This is a genomic window from Vibrio sp. GJ43-1, from assembly GCF_055808835.1.
The window spans coordinates 778,055-794,722 of record NZ_CM147884.1 but is presented as its reverse complement, the minus strand read 5'-3'; the positions used below and the strand labels follow the sequence as shown (position 1 = coordinate 794,722).

The following is a 16,668-nucleotide window of genomic DNA, read 5'->3' as shown; positions in this document are numbered from 1 at the left end:
CATCAAATCCTGACAGTTCAAACTGAAATCATCATGCCAAATAAAATTAAGGTTGTTATACCAACAACTCAGGGAAAGACTCAAAAAACGCTACGTCTAGGAAGAAAGCGAACGTATACCGCGATTCTAATAGCTGCTGCTTTTCCCATTGCTTTTGGCTTAGTGAGCTATTCGTATCAACAATCACAGACCGAGCTGACCTCAACAGAAGTCACCGTATCTAGCCTGCAAGCAGAAAACGCCCTACTAGAAGCAAAGCTTGAAGATCAAGTAAACGCCACCCATGACCTTTCTCAAGAGCTCGAAGAGAAGCGTGACGAGCTGCAATTACTTGGCAAACGCGTCAATGATGTAGAAGCAGTACTAGGGCTTGTTGATGAAGAGTTATACGACGCAGAAATGCCACTGGAACAGCGCATTGACGCTGCCGCTATTGATTCAGCCGTGCGTGCAACCATGTTTAGGCTTATCCCAAATGACAGCCCGATGACATATCAGCGAATTAGTTCATCTTATGGCCGTAGAACTAACCCTATCTCCGGAAAAAGACAATTGCATGCAGGCATTGATCTAACCTGTAAAACCGGAGAACAGATCCTAGCCCCTGCCGATGGCGTCGTGGAAACGGTTCGTCCAAGCCGTAAAGGCTATGGCAATTACATGACTATTCGTCACGCTTTTGGTTTTATGAGTTCTTACGCACACCTCAATAGATTTAAAGCTAAGAGTGGCCAATTTGTTCGCAAAGGCGACGTGATCGCGCAATGTGGCAATAGTGGTAACTCTACAGGACCACACTTGCACTACGAAGTTCGCTTTCTAGGCCGTACGCTTAATCCACAGTACCTAATGGACTGGAGCCCAGAGAACTTTGATTATGTATTTGAGAAAGAGAAAAAGTACAGTGGGCACCACTAGTCGATTTGATCACCAGTGTCGTTAAACTGCAGATTAACTTAACCAATGCACCTTATGTCGATGCCTCAATGAAAACAGCGGGCAACGAAGAGTCTTCATCAGAAGAATCACATACGCATTAAAGGCTAGCGAGCTCACGCAACCACAAATACTAAAAAACGCAGCGTAAGCTGCGTTTTTCTATGTATTCTATGTCGTTAATATTTTTAATAATTAAGCTCGATGAATCGCATCATTGGCTTGTTTAAGTAGATTCTGACTCTCTGACATAAACTGCTGAGAGTAATCACCAAACCACGCACTCACTTGCTCAAACTGCGAAACAAAACCCGCCTTATCTTTGTTATCTAACAAGGTTAACGCTTCACCGAACTGCTGATGGAAACGCTTAATCATCGCAATATTCTCTTCCGATGAAAGAATAATGTCACCGTACAAGTTTGGGTCTTGTGCAAAGAGCCTACCTACCATCGCTAATTCGAGACGGTAAATTGGCGAACTCAATGTCACTAAGGTGTCTAAGTCTGGATTTTCTTTACTCAAATGTAGACCGTAAGCAAACGAGGTAAAGTGGCGGAGAGCTTGGATCAACGTCATGCCATTATCATGCTTATCCGCGTCCATCTGGCACAAGCTGGCTCCCCAGATTTTAAACTGCTGTAGTAGCCACTGGTATTGTTCTTCACCACGACCATCACTGTAAACAATCACCTGCTTCGCCATACTCGGCACATCTGGACCAAACATCGGGTGTAAACCAACAACAGGGCCTTGATGCACTCGCAACATGGTACTGAGTGGACGTTTTTTCACTGACGTTAAATCACATAATATGCAGTCTTTAGGCAGGCTAGAGAGCTTCTCTATCACACCTTCTGTCAGGTGAATCGGTACCGTCACCACCACCAACCCAGCATCGTCAAGAATCTCATCAGCACGATGCCAATCTTGGCTTCCTAGGATTTTCACTTGGTAACCAGATAGGGCGAACATTTTACCAAACAGTCCACCTAGCTGACCGTTACCACCAACAATCACCACTGAACGTAAATCTGGATTTAAGCATTTAAAGCCAGAGTCTTTTTCGCTCGCATAAGATTCTCGCATCGTACGACGCAGAATATCTTCGATAAGTTGTGGAGGCACCCCCACCTTCTCCGCTTCAGCACGGCGAGAAGCCAACATCGCCGCCTCTCGATCTGGGGCATAAATTGGCAAACCATGTTGGCTTTTTACTTCACCAACTTGCTCGACTAGAGAGAGACGCTGAGCTAAAAGCTCAAGCATCTTCTTGTCAACTTCATCAATTTTGTTACGAAGCGGGGTCAATTCAGCAGACATGGATACGATTATTCCTTAATACGATTTTCCAAGAATGGGACAAGCTCTTTATGAGCATGACGTAATAGTGCCTCAGTTGCATCCCAATTGATACACGCATCGGTGATAGACACGCCATACTGCATTTCACTTAATGGAATATCTGAGCTTTGATTCCCTTCATTCAAATGACTCTCTATCATCAGACCGATAATCGACTTATTCCCTTCGCGTATTTGATGTAAGACGTCTTCTGCAACCAACGGCTGACGACGGTAATCTTTACGTGAATTCGCATGACTGCAATCCACCATCAATGATGCATCTAAGTTGTGCTTTGCGAGCTCTTGCTCACATTCATTAACGGAAACTGAATCGTAGTTCGTCTGCTTGCCACCTCGCAATATAACGTGACCATCCACATTCCCTTGTGTCGTCAACAATGCCACTTGCCCTTCTCGGTTAATTCCCATGAAACGGTGGCTCGAAGACGCGGCCTGCATCGCATTAATCGCGGTGGACAAACTGCCATCCGTACCATTTTTAAAACCAATCGGCATAGAAAGGCCACTGGCCATTTCGCGGTGAGTTTGAGACTCCGTAGTACGGGCGCCAATTGCCGCCCACGAGAATGTGTCGGCGAGGTACTGTGGGCTAATGGGATCTAACGCTTCCGTTGCTAGTGGGATATCCATCTCAACAAGATCCGTTAATAGTTCACGCCCAACATGCAAGCCGTGTTCAATATCAAAGGTACCATCCAATTGCGGATCATTGATCAGGCCTTTCCAACCAACGGTGGTACGAGGTTTTTCAAAGTACACGCGCATAACAATGTACAATTGATCATTGAGCTCAGCAGAGAGCGCTTTGAGACGTTTCGCGTATTCTTTAGCGGCGTCAATGTCATGAATCGAGCACGGACCACAAACGACCAATAGTCGATGATCACGCTTGTGGATAATATCAGCAATAGCATCTCGCGACTCTTGAATAAACTTTCTCGCTTTCTCGCTTAGTGGTAACTTCGCTTTTAGTGCTTCAGGCGTGATCAGTACCTGTTCATCGCTAATGTTAATATTACTTAATTCACTCTTCTTCATAACTCTACCTGTACAAATTAATTTACGCCAGACTTGCAGTCACTTTACCCAGCCAGCTAATGAAAACCAATATACTAAAATACAAACGACATGCAAGTGTAAACATTAAAAAACAATTGCCGTAAAATTAAATTTACATTCATTGTTCAACATTATTCTTACGGCAGCAGACCGCAACACTTGCAGACTAAAACAAGAGTCGCGCCTCTCCCATCATTTCGGTATACAATATCAATACTTGCACTCTAGGTAACTTTCGATGGACTTAATCCTCTCTTTACTTCAACAGATGTGTGTTTATCTCATGCTCGCATACATGCTGAGTAAAACACCTATTTTCATCCCACTATTTAGCCTGTCGAACCACCTAAGCCATAAGCTCAGTATCTATATCTTGTTCTCTTCATTTTGCATACTTGGCACCTATTTTGGTTTACAAATCAACGATGCAATAGCCAATACTCGCGCTATCGGGGCCGTCATGGGTGGGTTGTTCGGTGGTCCTCTTGTGGGGTTTGCGGTGGGGTTAACAGGAGGAATACACCGTTACACCTTGGGTGGCTTTACCGACCTTGCCTGTACAATCTCAACGACAGCAGAAGGGTTGATTGGCGGAATGGTGCATCTCTATTTCATTAAGAAATCAAAAAAAGAAGCGCTTTTTAATCCTCTTGTTGTTTTCTATGTCACATTTAGCGCCGAAATTATCCAAATGTTGATTATTCTCGCTGTCGCCAAACCTTTCGACCAAGCAGCGTCACTGGTTAGCGACATTGCCGCACCTATGATTATTGCAAATTCGATCGGTGCCGCGCTCTTTATGAGTATCCTACAAGATCGTAAAACCATCTTCGAAGAATACTCCGCAACATTTTCTCGACGCGCTTTAAACATCGCAGAGCGCTCCGTTGGTATCCTTGTGCATGGTTTCAACTCTGAAAATGCCAGTAAGATTGCTCGTATTATCTACGAAGAGACGAAGGTAGGCGCAGTCGCAATAACCGACAATGATAAAATTCTCGCCTTCGTTGGCATCGGTGATGACCACCATAAGCTCAACCGACCTATCTCATCTCAGAGCACATTGGATTCCATTACCGAGAATCGCATCATCTACCTTGATGGTAAAGACAACACATACCAATGTTCCATCTCCCAAGACTGTAAACTTGGTTCTGCACTTATCATCCCCCTTCGTGCAGGGAATAAAGTCATTGGTACCATTAAGCTGTACGAACCCAAACGAAAGCTGTTCTCGACTATAAACATGTCAATGGCTGAAGGTATCGCGCAATTGCTGTCGAGCCAAATCCTCCATGGTGAGTATATTCATAAGCAGACATTACTTAACCAATCAGAGATCAAATTGCTGCATGCACAGGTTAACCCTCACTTTTTGTTTAATGCCCTTAATACGATTAGCGCCATCACTCGTCGTGACCCAGACAAAGCGCGCAGTCTAATTCAGCACCTCTCGCAGTTTTTCCGCAGTAACCTAAAGCAAAATATCGATACCGTATCACTGCATGATGAGCTCTCGCATGTAAACGCCTATCTGACGATCGAGAAAGCTCGATTTACTGACAGACTCACTGTCGATATTGATATCGAACCGTCACTACTCGACCGAAAAGTCCCGAGTTTCACACTGCAACCATTGGTTGAAAATGCTATCAAACATGGTGTTTCCACCAAAATAGAAGGGGGCAGCGTACGAATTTATAGCGTGAAATCAGTGACAGGGCATCGCATTATTGTTGAAGATGACGCTGGAACCTATTGTGCACCCAAAAACGATCATCAAGGACTGGGAATGCAAATCGTCGATAAACGGCTAAGCAACAAATTTGGTCGTGACGCAGCGCTAAAAATTGAGGTAGAAAAAAACACCTACACTCGAATGAGCTTTATTATTCCCGCGCAAGAAAATCACGTTCACACAAGGAACACTGTGACCTCATGACCACTATGACTGCTTTAATAATTGATGATGAGTGCTTTGCCCGCGAAGAGCTCGTTGAGCTGCTGGCCGATATGGAAGGCATTAACGTGATTGATCAGGCAAGCAATGCTATTGAAGGGCTTAAAAAGATTAATAGCCTAAAGCCTGATGTCGTCTTTTTAGACATACAAATGCCACAGATTACCTGCGATAGAACTACTAGGAATGTTAGATCCTGACTCCATGCCTAACGTCGTCTTCGTTACGGCCTATGATCAATATGCGGTACAAGCGTTTGAAGACAATGCTTTTGATTACCTGCTTAAACCTATTGATCCTGCGAGGCTCAACAAAACCGTTAATCGATTACTAAAACACGAGCAAAAAACTCACGATCTCGTTCAGTCTATGTCACCTGCGACGTTAGATCAGATCCCTTGTGTCGGACACAACCGAATCGTCATAATTCCGACTTTAGAAGTTGAGTGCGCGTTTAGCGATATTACGGGCGTCCAAGTAAAAACCGCGACACAACAAGCCAATAGTCAACTGTCTCTGAAAATACTCGAAGAAAAAACACCGCTATTACGTTGCCACCGTCAATATCTTATTAACGTAAAAAGTATAAAAGAGATAAAACTGTTAGAACATGGGCTGGCAGAAATCATCACCCATAGTGACTTCTCTGTTCCTGTAAGTCGGCGCTACCTGAAAAACCTGAAAGAAACATTAGGTTTTCAATAATTTCCACTTTTTGGGGCGCATCTATTTGCCACCACACCCCAAAAATCATGAACGCTCAAGCTCTTATACTATTAAGATCTCAAGCGTTCATTGCACTATTATTCTGCATTCAGCGCTCGTCTGACCCTATCATTAGCGCGTCGCCATTGCTCTGACTTGAATAGTTCCGATAAGTGATAATTTTGCTTACGAAGCATCACCTGCGCTTTAGGTACCGCTGTGATCGGCAAGTTATCTAATACCTCTACAGCTGATTGTCGGTTATTACACATGAGGAGCATATCGCACCCAGCTTGCATGGATCGCAGTGCTCGCTCGGCAGGGCCACCCATTATGGCTGCGCCTTCCATAGATAAATCATCAGAAAAAACAATGCCGTTAAAATTCATTTGCTCTTTTAGCACTGTCTTCAGCCAATAAGGCGAACCACTCGCAGGGTGCTCATCGTAATGAGGATAAACAACATGGGCTGGCATCATCGCATCAAGTAGCCCTGCTTCGATTTGCTGTTTGAATATTAAAATATCTTTTTCAAACAGATCAGTTCGCTCGTCATATGGCGTTTCCAAATGCGAATCAGCAACCACTCCCCCATGGCCTGGGAAGTGCTTACCCGTTGTTGCCATACCAGCCTGTTTCATACCAGAAATAAATGCACTACTAAAGCGTATAATACTCGCAATATCTTCACCAAACGCACGGTTACCAATGGCTTTACAAGCGTGCCCTTGGTCCAATACCGGAGCAAAGCTCAAATCAATGTCATGAGCAATAAGCTCCGCCGCCATTAACCAACCCGCTTGCTTAGCTAGCGCCTCGTCACCCAGCTCTGCATAACGTTGCGCCGCTGGTAAGAGCGTAAAGCCTTCTCGAAAACGCTGTACACGACCACCTTCTTGATCAACACCAATAATGATAGGCTTCTTCGCTGCCGCTCGTATTTGACGGTTTAACTCAATGAGCTGCTTTGAGTCATGATAATTGCGAGAAAATAGGATCAAACCTCCAACCGTAGGGTGCTCTAAAACCTCACGATCTTCCGCGCTCAGTTCAAAACCTTCTACATCTAGCCATAACGGTCCCATTAGTTGTCCTCTGCAATTTTATTATCAAATAGGGGTGCGAAAAGATTATTCCGTTTATTTTTGATTTACAATGACTATCGCTAAGTAACGACTGAGTTTTCGCACCAGATAGCAAGGAGTATATCGCGATGAGTCAAGCCGAGTATTATATTGGTGTCATGTCTGGCACGAGCTTAGATGGTGTAGACGTAGCGTTAGTCTCCATTGACGGCCAACAAATCTCTCTGATAGAGACGCACTTTCTTAGCTATCCCGCTCATCTAAAGGCGAGCGTGCTTGCTATGTGTCATGGCCAACAGACTGACTTACGCTCCATTGGTGAGCTCGATCACCAGTTGGGACACTTGTATGCTCAAGCCACGTTGCAACTGCTGCACAAAGCTCACTATTCTCCCGAGCAAATCACTGCAATCGGTAATCACGGTCAAACCGTATTTCATCAACCCGATGGTGCATCACCTTTTACCCTTCAATTAGGTGATAACCACTTATTGGCAGCGAAAACAGGCATCAATACTATTGGCGATTTTAGGCGCAGGGATATGGCGCTTGGCGGGCAAGGTGCTCCACTCGTTCCTGCGTTTCACCGCTATCTTTTTGGCGTCAATGCCTCATCACAAGTGATCCTGAATATTGGCGGTATCGCCAACGTGTCGATTCTTCAACCGGATGGTTCTGTTATCGGGTTTGATACCGGGCCAGGTAATACCTTACTGGATACATGGTGCGCAACGCACTTCAACAAAGCCTTTGATATTGATGCTAAAGAAGCAAAAAAAGGTCACGTGAATCAGCCATGGTTGACACAACTCCTGACCGACGAATACCTTATCGCGCCCAGCCCCGAAAAGCACTGGCCGTGAATACTTTCATCAAGAGTGGCTCAACCGACAATGTGCTCAACAGACCTCTCCCTTATCGGAGCATGATACGCTAAGAACGCTCACTGAGTTTACCGTACAAACGATTGTCGATGCGCTAACTCCGTATCAAATGGGCACACAGCCGAAATTACTGGTGTGTGGTGGCGGCGCAAACAACCCAATCCTCATGCAGCGCTTAAATGAGCTTCTCACCGATTGGCATCGTGGCAAAAACTGACAGCGAAGCCATCAGTGGTGACTATATGGAATCCATGGCGTTTGCATGGTTAGCGCATTGCTACATTCACAGTATCCCCAGCAACTTGCCTTCAGTAACAGGTGCGAGCAAGGCCGTCCCTCTTGGCGTACTTTACTCGGCAAATTAGGAAACATTATGACTAACGACGCACTACTGCACGCCCTCACTCAACTTGTCTCTGAAGGGCGAAATTCAGAAACTATGGATATCGATTTATTATCGAGCCAGGCCATTGTTCAACGCCTCAATCAACAAGATCGTCTCGTACCACTTGCTGTAGAACAAGTCATTCCCGACATTGCCCGCGCAGTAGACACCATTACCCATGCCTTTAAAAATAATGGTCGACTCATTTATATTGGAGCCGATACCAGTGGACGACTTGGTGTGCTTGACGCCTCTGAATGCCCACCGACTTTCGGGACGTCACCGGATATGGTTGTTGGTATTATCGCGGGCGGCAATGATGCCATGTTTAAAGCAAAAGAAGGCGCGGAAGATGATCCTATGTTGGGACAACGCGATCTTATTAATATCACGCTGACGGCTAATGATGTCGTTGTCGGTATTGCGGCTAGCGGACGAACCCCTTATGTGATTGGTGCACTCGAGTATGCCAATGAGATTGAGCAGCAACTGTCTCACTATGTTGTAACCCAGATTCGACATTGGCGACTATCGCCTCTATTGCTATTAGCCCGGTTGTGGGACCTGAAGCGCTAACCGTACTTCGACAAGACTAAAGTCTGGAACAGCACAAAAGCTGGTGCTAAATATGTTAACGACAGCCAGTATGATCCGTCTTGGTAAAAGCTATGAAAATCTTATGGTGGACGTGAAAGCCACCAATGCGAAATTAATCGCCCGTGCTGCTCGTATCGTCATGCAAGCGACAGATTGTACTGAACACGCTGCCAAGCAAGCATTAAAGGACACCGATCACAATGTTAAACTTACCATCTTAATGCTCCTAACAGGGCTGAACAAACAAGACGCACAACAGCAGTTAATGGAAAAAGAAGGCTTCTTACGAAAGGCCGTCAACGCCAATACAAATACTTCCAACACGAAGACTTCTCAAGACTGATAAGCGCCCGGCCTCAAGCCAGATTATGCGCTAAAAAACAACCTACCGCTGAAAGAGTAATGGGACCATTAGGTCCCATTACTCTTTCAAATTGAGGCTTAATTCGAGTACTCGCTCCAACCGCGCTGCCATTCCATGCGAAAGCGCTGTGCGTCGGGAAGCCCTTCACAAGCGCCTGAGATAATACTGCCCAGAAAGACCAATCTGATAAGCAAAATCCGCATCACAAAACTCAATGACACCGATTTGATAGCCACGTTCATATTCGGCATGGTTCGCAGGGCCTAGCTCTTGTAACGCAGAGTACGTGCGAGGTAGTTGCCCTCTGACACCATCTTGATACCCTATTTTATTCCAGCTTCCCTGCTTGGCGAGCTCTTCAATACCATTGGCGCACCCAAATAATAATAACCCAGCAAGTACAGTAATAATGGCTTTCATCGTCATCCTTTTGTATCACATATGAATGCTGACACAATGCCAGTATTCCTTTAAGAAAGCCACTGTTGACAAGCTTTAGTGATGCAACTCACGCTTCTCTACGACCGCTCACCCTATTATTTCGACCTCTTAAGCCGTCATAAAACCACTTAACCTAGCTATTGACCACTTAATCAGCTATTACACCACTCACCGAATAACAACCAACCCCGTCCATCAAGTCACGTTATCATCCCCTATAGATTTTAATACAATTACAAACAAAGGATAACAAACTATGTTGTGGTTCTTAACCTGCGTTGCCGCACTGATTGGCGGTTATTTTCTTTACGGCGCTTTTATCGAGAAAGTGTTTGGCATTAACGAAAAGCGTCAAACTCCGGCACATACCAAAGCTGACGGCGTCGACTACGTTCCAATGTCGACAAAGAAAGTATACTTAGTTCAACTTCTCAACATTGCAGGTGTGGGTCCAATATTTGGTCCAATTATGGGTGCGCTCTATGGTCCTGCTGCGATGCTTTGGATTGTACTTGGCTGTATCTTTGCTGGCGCAGTGCATGATTACTTCTCTGGCATGCTGTCTATTCGCAACGGCGGCGCTTCCGTACCCACTATCACAGGTCGATACCTAGGCAATGGCGCCAAACATTTTATGAACATTTTTGCCATTGTCCTGCTATTGCTCGTCGGTGTCGTGTTTGTCTCAGCCCCTGCTGGCATGATCACCAACTTGGTCAATGACCAATTTGATATGTCAATGAGCATGACGACCATGGTTATCGCCATTTTTGCTTATTACATCATCGCAACCATTGTTCCTGTTGATAAAATCATTGGTCGCTTCTACCCACTGTTTGGCGCTCTGCTTATCTTTATGTCTGTCGGTCTAATTACTGCCGTAGCGATGTCCAGTGAGCACACAGTCATGGGCAACTTTGAAATCAGCGACATGTTTAGCAATATGAATCCGAATGACTTGCCATTATGGCCTGCGCTATTCATCACTATTGCTTGTGGTGCTATTTCAGGCTTCCACGCAACGCAGTCTCCATTAATGGCTCGCTGTATGGAAAATGAGAAGAACGGCCGCTTTGTTTTCTACGGAGCGATGATTGGTGAAGGTATTATCGCACTTATCTGGTGTGCACTTGCGTTGTCGTTCTTTGGTTCAGTCGATTCATTAGCAGAAGCCGTGAAAAATGGCGGCCCAGGTAATGTTGTCTACAGCGCTTCATTTGGCCTACTCGGTGTGTTTGGCGGCATCCTAGCCTTCCTAGGTGTGGTTATCTTACCGATTACCTCTGGTGATACCGCTTTCCGCTCTAGCCGTCTTATCCTTGCTGAATACTTCAACATGGAACAGAAGACGCTGCGTAACCGCCTGCTCATGGCACTGCCATTATTTGTTATCGGCGGCATCTTGACTCAAGTGGACTTCGGTATAATCTGGCGCTACTTCGGCTTTGCTAACCAAACAACAGCGGTAATGATGCTGTGGACGGCTTCCGCTTACTTGCTACGTCACAACAAACTGCACTGGGTAACGACGGTTCCAGCCATGTTTATGACAACGGTTGTTATCACTTTCATCCTGAATAACAGCACGCTAGGCTTTGGACTACCAATGCAGCTATCCACCATCCTTGGTATCGTAGGTTCACTTTCTATCACTGCATACGTGATTAAGAAGTCGAAAGGAAAAGGCGATATTGAAGCTGAGGAAGAAGAAAAACCACAAGGTAAAGCTGAAACAGCCTAAGCCTTATAGCGCTTCCCCCTAAAGACGCTATTCAATCCGAGTCCAGTTTATGGGCTCGGATTTTTTGTATGCGATACCCCGTGATTGCATTTCTATACCACCAGTAATAAAAAAACCCCAACTGTAGTACAGTTGGGGCCCGTTCAACGTATTCAAAACTTGATGTTAATCGATTTGCTTAATCTGCAACTCTCTTGGCACTTCAAAGAACATGTTCTCTTCACGACCCAAGACCTCTTCAACATCGCTCGCCCCTAAATCTCGAATACGATCGATAATTTGATTGACCAGCTCTTCCGGCGCCGAAGCTCCAGCTGTCACGCCAACAATTGCCTTGCCTTCAAACCATTCAGCTTCAATAAGGTCTGCGGTATCGGTCAAATAAGCTGGAGTGCCTAACTTTTCCGCTAGCTCTTTTAAGCGAGTCGAGTTAGATGAATTCGTTGAGCCCACAACAACCATCACATCCACCGCTTCAGCTAATTCACGTACCGCATCTTGACGGTTTTGAGTGGCATAACAGATATCATCTTTACGTGGTCCTTGGATCTCTGGGAAGACTTCTCGCAGGCGCTCAATCACATCGGCGGTTTCATCAACAGACAGCGTAGTTTGACTCACATAGTGCAAGTTACTTGGATCATTGACTTGCAATAAATCAACATCCGCTGGGCGCTCAACTAAATACATACCGCCTGTGCTGCTGGCATACTGCCCCATCGTCCCTTCAACTTCCGGGTGCCCGGCATGACCAATAAGCACCACTTCCATATTCTTACGGCTCGCACGAGCTACTTCCATATGTACTTTTGTCACCAACGGGCAGGTCGCGTCAAAGACCGTGAGCTCACGCTCTTTCGCTTCTTTACGAACAGCCTGCGAAACGCCATGTGCCGAAAAAATAACGATATTGTCATCAGGTACTTCCGCTAACTCCTCGACAAACACGGCTCCACGTTGCTTAAGACCTTCAACAACAAAACGGTTATGAACCACTTCATGGCGAACATAAATCGGTGGCTGATATAGCTCAAGCGCGCGCTCTACGATACTAATTGCTCTATCGACCCCAGCACAAAAGCCGCGTGGATTTGCTAATTTAATTTTCATGTTATTACTCATCAGTACACACCGATTTTTGCTTATTTTTTTAAAAAACAGGGCGACGAAACGTTATTCTACAGTGAGAATCTCGACTTCAAATGTTACATCTTGTCCTGCAAGCGGATGATTAAAATCCACCGTCACAGAGTCACCAGCAATGTCAGTAATAATGCCAGGGATCTCCATCCCATCAGGACCAGAAAAGGCCATTATTGTACCGACTTCAACCTCAGAGTCACCCACAAACTTAGCTCGATCCATATGGTGGATGTTATCTGGATTTGGCAGACCAAACGCGTCTTCGGCTTTTAGCTCTATCGCTTGCTGATCTGTTTCAGCCATTCCAATCAAACACTGCTCAAAATTTTCACTCAAGCTACCATCACCAATCACAAGCTTCGCGGGCTTACCCATGTTATGAGTGCTATCTGCGACGGAGCCATCTTTAAGTTTAATGGTGAAATGCAGCGTTACTGCGCTATCTTGCTTTATTGTTGTCACGTTACGGCTTCCTTGTAATCAAGCGCTTACTATCAAACGACTTACTTTCAAAATTACTGTTATCAAACGCTGTTATATAAAAAAGCGCCGTACGAATCAACGTACAGCGCTTAAGGTTATTCAAATTATGTCACTAACTCGGCTGTTTTTTGCGGAAACTGTCGAGAATAATCAGGCCCGCACCAATACAAATGGTCATATCAGCCAGGTTAAAAGCTGGCCAGTGGTACGTTCCCCAGTAAAAATCTAGGTAATCTACGACATAACCATGTACTACGCGGTCAAATACGTTGCCAACAGCGCCGCCAATAATCATGGCGTAAGCAATGTTGTTCCACTTTTCCGTTGCCTGTAGTTTGCTCATCCAGTAGGTCAGCATTCCTGTCACAACAAAAGCGATGCCAGTAAAGAACCAGCGCTGCCAACCTGCTTGGTCACTTAAAAAGCTAAATGCAGCGCCGTAGTTATGAACATATAAGAGGTTGAAAAATGGCAATATCTCAATACGATTTGCCCATCCATACCCCATACTGTCCATCACAACTAACTTGATAGCAATATCAGCAACGAAGATGAGTGCCGCTAGCCATAGCCAGCGGACTCCAGATTGTTTTAATGAAAACGTCTGCTCTGTCATTATATCGTTTAGGCGAACTTACGAACTTCGCCTTCACCTTCTACGTTAGTCACACAACGACCACAAATTTCTTCATGACCAGCAATGGTGCCAACATCAGGCGTGTGGTGCCAGCAACGATCACATTTCTTAGCTTCCGTCGCCGCGACTTCAACGAACAAACCTTCAACATCTGTACTGTGTGCTGCCTGTGATTTTTCACTCAACGGCTTCACTTGCGCTTTCGACGTCAGAAGAACAAATCGTAGCTCATCTTCTAGCTTGTTGATCGTCGTTGCTAAAGCATCATCAGCAAAAATAGTCACTTCTGCTTGCAGTGAACCACCAATCGTTTTCTCTTTACGAGCGTCTTCTAACAGCTTGTTCACACTGCCACGAACCGCTTGAATTTGAGTCCAAAACTCATTGTTCAGCTCTTCACCTTCAGCAAGGTCAAACAGACCTTCATACCACTCGCCAGTGAATACAAATTTATCACGAGCGCCTGGCATTTCGTTCCAGATTTCATCTGCAGTAAATGACATGATTGGCGCCATCCAACGAACAAGCGCTTCAACAATGTAGTAAAGCGCACTTTGACAGCTGCGTTGAGCGTGACCGCCCTGCTTTGCTGTGTATTGGCGATCTTTAATCACATCCAGGTAGAAAGAACCCATTTCGATGGAGCAGAACTGCATAAGACGTTGAGTCACACCGTGAGTGTTGTATTCACCGTAAGCTTTAACAATCTCTTCTTGCGCCGCAAATGCACGACCCACAGCCCAGCGATCCAACGCCACCATTTCTTCAGCAGGCACCAAGTCGGTCTCAGGGTTGAAGCCGTTTAGGTTAGCCAGGAAGAAACGTGCTGTGTTACGAATACGACGGTACGCATCCGCAGAGCGCTTAAGGATTTCATCAGAAACCGCGACTTCACCAGTGTAGTCCGTTGAAGCAACCCATAAGCGAAGGATATCAGCACCAAGCTTGTTAGTGACATCTTTCGGTGCCACAACGTTACCGATGGATTTAGACATCTTACGTCCATTACCATCAACAACGAAGCCGTGCGTTAGCACTTCTTTGTAAGGTGCTTCGTCTTTCATCGCAATGGATGAAATTAATGAAGACTGGAACCAACCACGGTGTTGATCTGAACCTTCTAGGTAAAGATCGGCACTGTGACCGTTGTACTCTTCGCGAGAATCCACTACCGAGTAGTGCGTCACGCCTGAGTCAAACCATACGTCTAGCGTATCCAATACTTTTTCGTATTTATCAGCGTCTTCAGCACTCATCAGCTCTGCAGGATCAACATCCCACCACGCTTGAATGCCTTTTTCTTCAACTAATTTAGCCACTTTCTCGATAAGAGCTGGGCTCTCCGGGTGTAGTTCTGCAGTTTCTTTGTGAACAAACAGAGCAATTGGCACACCCCAAGTACGCTGACGAGAGATACACCACTCAGGGCGACCTTCAATCATACCTTCAATACGGCTTTGACCCCATTCAGGCATCCACTCAACATTCTTAATCGACTCTAGTGCTTTAGCACGCAGACCTACTTTGATCCATTGAAATGAACCACTGTGGTGTTGCACGGAAGATGATTGGTGTTTTATGTCTCCAACAATGCGGGTAGCTGTGCTCATACGCGTGATGATGCAATAACGCGCCTTTCTCTTTTAGTACTTCCAACACAGAGTCGTTCGCTTTAAAGACATGCTGACCCGCAAAGAGCTCTGTATCAGGCAAATACACACCGTTAGAGCCAACAGGGTTCGCCACTTCTAAACCGTATTTTTTACCCACAACAAAGTCTTCTTGGCCGTGACCCGGTGCCGTATGAACGACACCAGTACCAGAATCTGTCGTTACGTGTTCACCAAGAATTGCAGGAACCGTAAAGTCGTAAAACGGGTGATTAAACTGCGCTAATTCAAGATCTTCACCTTTAGCAAAGCCAAGGTTGTGGAAGTGCTCAATACCCGCACGATCCATTACATCTTTCGCAAGTTCAGATGCCACGATGATACGTTGTTCTTGTTGTTCACCTTTGGCTTCAACTTGAACCAATACATACTCTAAATCGTCGCGTAAACAAACCGCACGGTTAGCTCAACAGCGTCCATGGCGTCGTTGTCCAAATAACAATCGACAACTCACCTTGACCAGCATGGCCTTCCGCTAAAGTAAATTTATCAAGCACAGCAGCTTCATCAGCAGCGGTAAATTTCACATCAATCGACGGAGAAACTTTATCTTTATACTCAACTTCTGCTTCAGCCAGTGCTGAACCACAATCCGTACACCAGTGAACGGGCTTAAAGCCTTTCAACAAGTGACCGTTGTCGGCAATTTTGCCTAACGCACGAATGATGTTCGCTTCGGTGCCAAAGTCCATCGTGCGGTAAGGTTTATCCCACTCGCCCATGATACCCAGACGCTTAAAGCTCTCTTTCTGACCTTCAACCTGTCCTGCAGCATACTTGCGGCATTCTTCGCGAAATTCAGACGCTGAAATTTTCTGACCAGGCTTGCCTTTTTTCTTCTCTACCATCAATTCGATAGGAAGACCATGACAATCCCACCCCGGAATGTAAGGCGCATCAAAACCAGAAAGGGTTTTCGATTTAATAATAATGTCTTTAAGAATCTTGTTCAGTGCGTGGCCGATATGAATATCGCCGTTCGCGTATGGAGGGCCATCATGTAAAACAAATGACTTTTTGCCTTTCTTAGCCTTACGGATTTCACCGTAAAGATCTTCTTTATACCAACGCTTCAGCATCTCTGGCTCACGATTAGCCAAATTACCGCGCATAGGAAACCCTGTTTCAGGTAGGTTCAGGGTATCTTTATACTCACTCATCGATTCTTAATTCCGTTGTATTGGGCGACAGTTAGACATTATGTTAGCGGT

7 protein-coding genes and 7 pseudogenes are annotated in these 16,668 nt (G+C 45.4%); 6 read left to right on the top strand and 8 right to left on the bottom strand.

Annotation, left to right across the window (positions count from 1 at the left end; translation table 11 throughout):
* Positions 1 to 33: 33 nt before the first annotated feature.
* Positions 34 to 1,040: pseudogene (locus AC0L66_RS03780) on the top strand (M23 family metallopeptidase).
* Between the two features lie 91 nt (positions 1,041 to 1,131).
* Here AC0L66_RS03780 and tyrA read toward each other — a convergent pair.
* Both tyrA and AC0L66_RS03770 read right to left on the bottom strand, forming a co-directional pair.
* Positions 1,132 to 2,259 carry a bifunctional chorismate mutase/prephenate dehydrogenase gene (gene tyrA / locus AC0L66_RS03775; RefSeq protein WP_265676390.1) on the bottom strand — a complete coding sequence of 376 codons (1,128 nt, stop codon included), beginning with the start codon at positions 2,257 to 2,259 and terminating at the stop codon, positions 1,132 to 1,134.
* Between the two features lie 8 nt (positions 2,260 to 2,267).
* Positions 2,268 to 3,341 carry a 3-deoxy-7-phosphoheptulonate synthase gene (locus tag AC0L66_RS03770; RefSeq protein WP_265676391.1) on the bottom strand — a complete coding sequence of 358 codons (1,074 nt, stop codon included), beginning with the start codon at positions 3,339 to 3,341 and terminating at the stop codon, positions 2,268 to 2,270.
* 259 nt (positions 3,342 to 3,600) lie between these two features.
* Between AC0L66_RS03770 and AC0L66_RS03765 the strand changes: the two are divergent.
* Positions 3,601 to 4,920 (top strand): annotated as a pseudogene (locus AC0L66_RS03765) (LytS/YhcK type 5TM receptor domain-containing protein); the annotation flags it as partial.
* Positions 4,921 to 5,300: 380 nt separating this feature from the next.
* Positions 5,301 to 6,027: pseudogene (gene btsR / locus AC0L66_RS03760) on the top strand (two-component system response regulator BtsR).
* 98 nt (positions 6,028 to 6,125) lie between these two features.
* Here the strand turns inward: btsR and nagZ are convergent.
* Positions 6,126 to 7,112 (bottom strand): beta-N-acetylhexosaminidase, encoded by a 987-nt coding sequence (gene nagZ, locus AC0L66_RS03755; RefSeq protein ID WP_473568423.1) that lies wholly within the window; start codon positions 7,110 to 7,112, stop codon positions 6,126 to 6,128.
* Between the two features lie 128 nt (positions 7,113 to 7,240).
* Here nagZ and AC0L66_RS03750 point away from each other — a divergent pair.
* Positions 7,241 to 8,361 (top strand): annotated as a pseudogene (locus AC0L66_RS03750) (anhydro-N-acetylmuramic acid kinase).
* A gap of 8 nt (positions 8,362 to 8,369) precedes the next feature.
* Positions 8,370 to 9,321 (top strand): annotated as a pseudogene (gene murQ, locus AC0L66_RS03745) (N-acetylmuramic acid 6-phosphate etherase).
* A 98-nt stretch (positions 9,322 to 9,419) separates the two neighbouring features.
* Here murQ and AC0L66_RS03740 read toward each other — a convergent pair.
* Positions 9,420 to 9,762: pseudogene (locus tag AC0L66_RS03740) on the bottom strand (DUF2799 domain-containing protein).
* Between the two features lie 277 nt (positions 9,763 to 10,039).
* Here AC0L66_RS03740 and AC0L66_RS03735 point away from each other — a divergent pair.
* Positions 10,040 to 11,524 carry a carbon starvation CstA family protein gene (locus AC0L66_RS03735; protein ID WP_265676398.1) on the top strand — a complete coding sequence of 495 codons (1,485 nt, stop codon included), beginning with the start codon at positions 10,040 to 10,042 and terminating at the stop codon, positions 11,522 to 11,524.
* A gap of 165 nt (positions 11,525 to 11,689) precedes the next feature.
* Here the strand turns inward: AC0L66_RS03735 and ispH are convergent, their stop codons facing one another.
* From ispH to ileS, 4 genes and pseudogenes are all read right to left on the bottom strand, one after another.
* Positions 11,690 to 12,646 (bottom strand): 4-hydroxy-3-methylbut-2-enyl diphosphate reductase, encoded by a 957-nt coding sequence (ispH, locus tag AC0L66_RS03730; protein WP_265676399.1) that lies wholly within the window; start codon positions 12,644 to 12,646, stop codon positions 11,690 to 11,692.
* 51 nt (positions 12,647 to 12,697) lie between these two features.
* The gene (fkpB, locus tag AC0L66_RS03725; protein WP_265676400.1) at positions 12,698 to 13,129 is read right to left on the bottom strand and encodes an FKBP-type peptidyl-prolyl cis-trans isomerase; all 432 of its coding nucleotides are present in this window, start codon (positions 13,127 to 13,129) and stop codon (positions 12,698 to 12,700) included.
* Positions 13,130 to 13,262: 133 nt separating this feature from the next.
* Positions 13,263 to 13,766, bottom strand: coding sequence for a signal peptidase II (lspA, locus tag AC0L66_RS03720; protein ID WP_473568421.1), 504 nt, complete (start codon positions 13,764 to 13,766; stop codon positions 13,263 to 13,265).
* Positions 13,767 to 13,774: 8 nt separating this feature from the next.
* A pseudogene (gene ileS, locus AC0L66_RS03715) lies at positions 13,775 to 16,617 on the bottom strand (isoleucine--tRNA ligase).
* Between the last annotated feature and the right edge of the window lie 51 nt (positions 16,618 to 16,668).

Bases quoted from the DNA above. Each gene is read 5' to 3' on its own strand.
- nagZ (WP_473568423.1), bottom strand. From the start codon at position 7,112: ATGGGACCGTTATGGCTAGATGTAGAAGGTTTTGAACTGAGCGCGGAA.
- AC0L66_RS03770 (WP_265676391.1), bottom strand. From the start codon at position 3,341: ATGAAGAAGAGTGAATTAAGTAATATTAACATTAGCGATGAACAGGTA.
- lspA (WP_473568421.1), bottom strand. From the start codon at position 13,766: ATGACAGAGCAGACGTTTTCATTAAAACAATCTGGAGTCCGCTGGCTA.
- tyrA (WP_265676390.1), bottom strand. From the start codon at position 2,259: ATGTCTGCTGAATTGACCCCGCTTCGTAACAAAATTGATGAAGTTGAC.
- AC0L66_RS03735 (WP_265676398.1), top strand. From the start codon at position 10,040: ATGTTGTGGTTCTTAACCTGCGTTGCCGCACTGATTGGCGGTTATTTT.
- ispH (WP_265676399.1), bottom strand. From the start codon at position 12,646: ATGAGTAATAACATGAAAATTAAATTAGCAAATCCACGCGGCTTTTGT.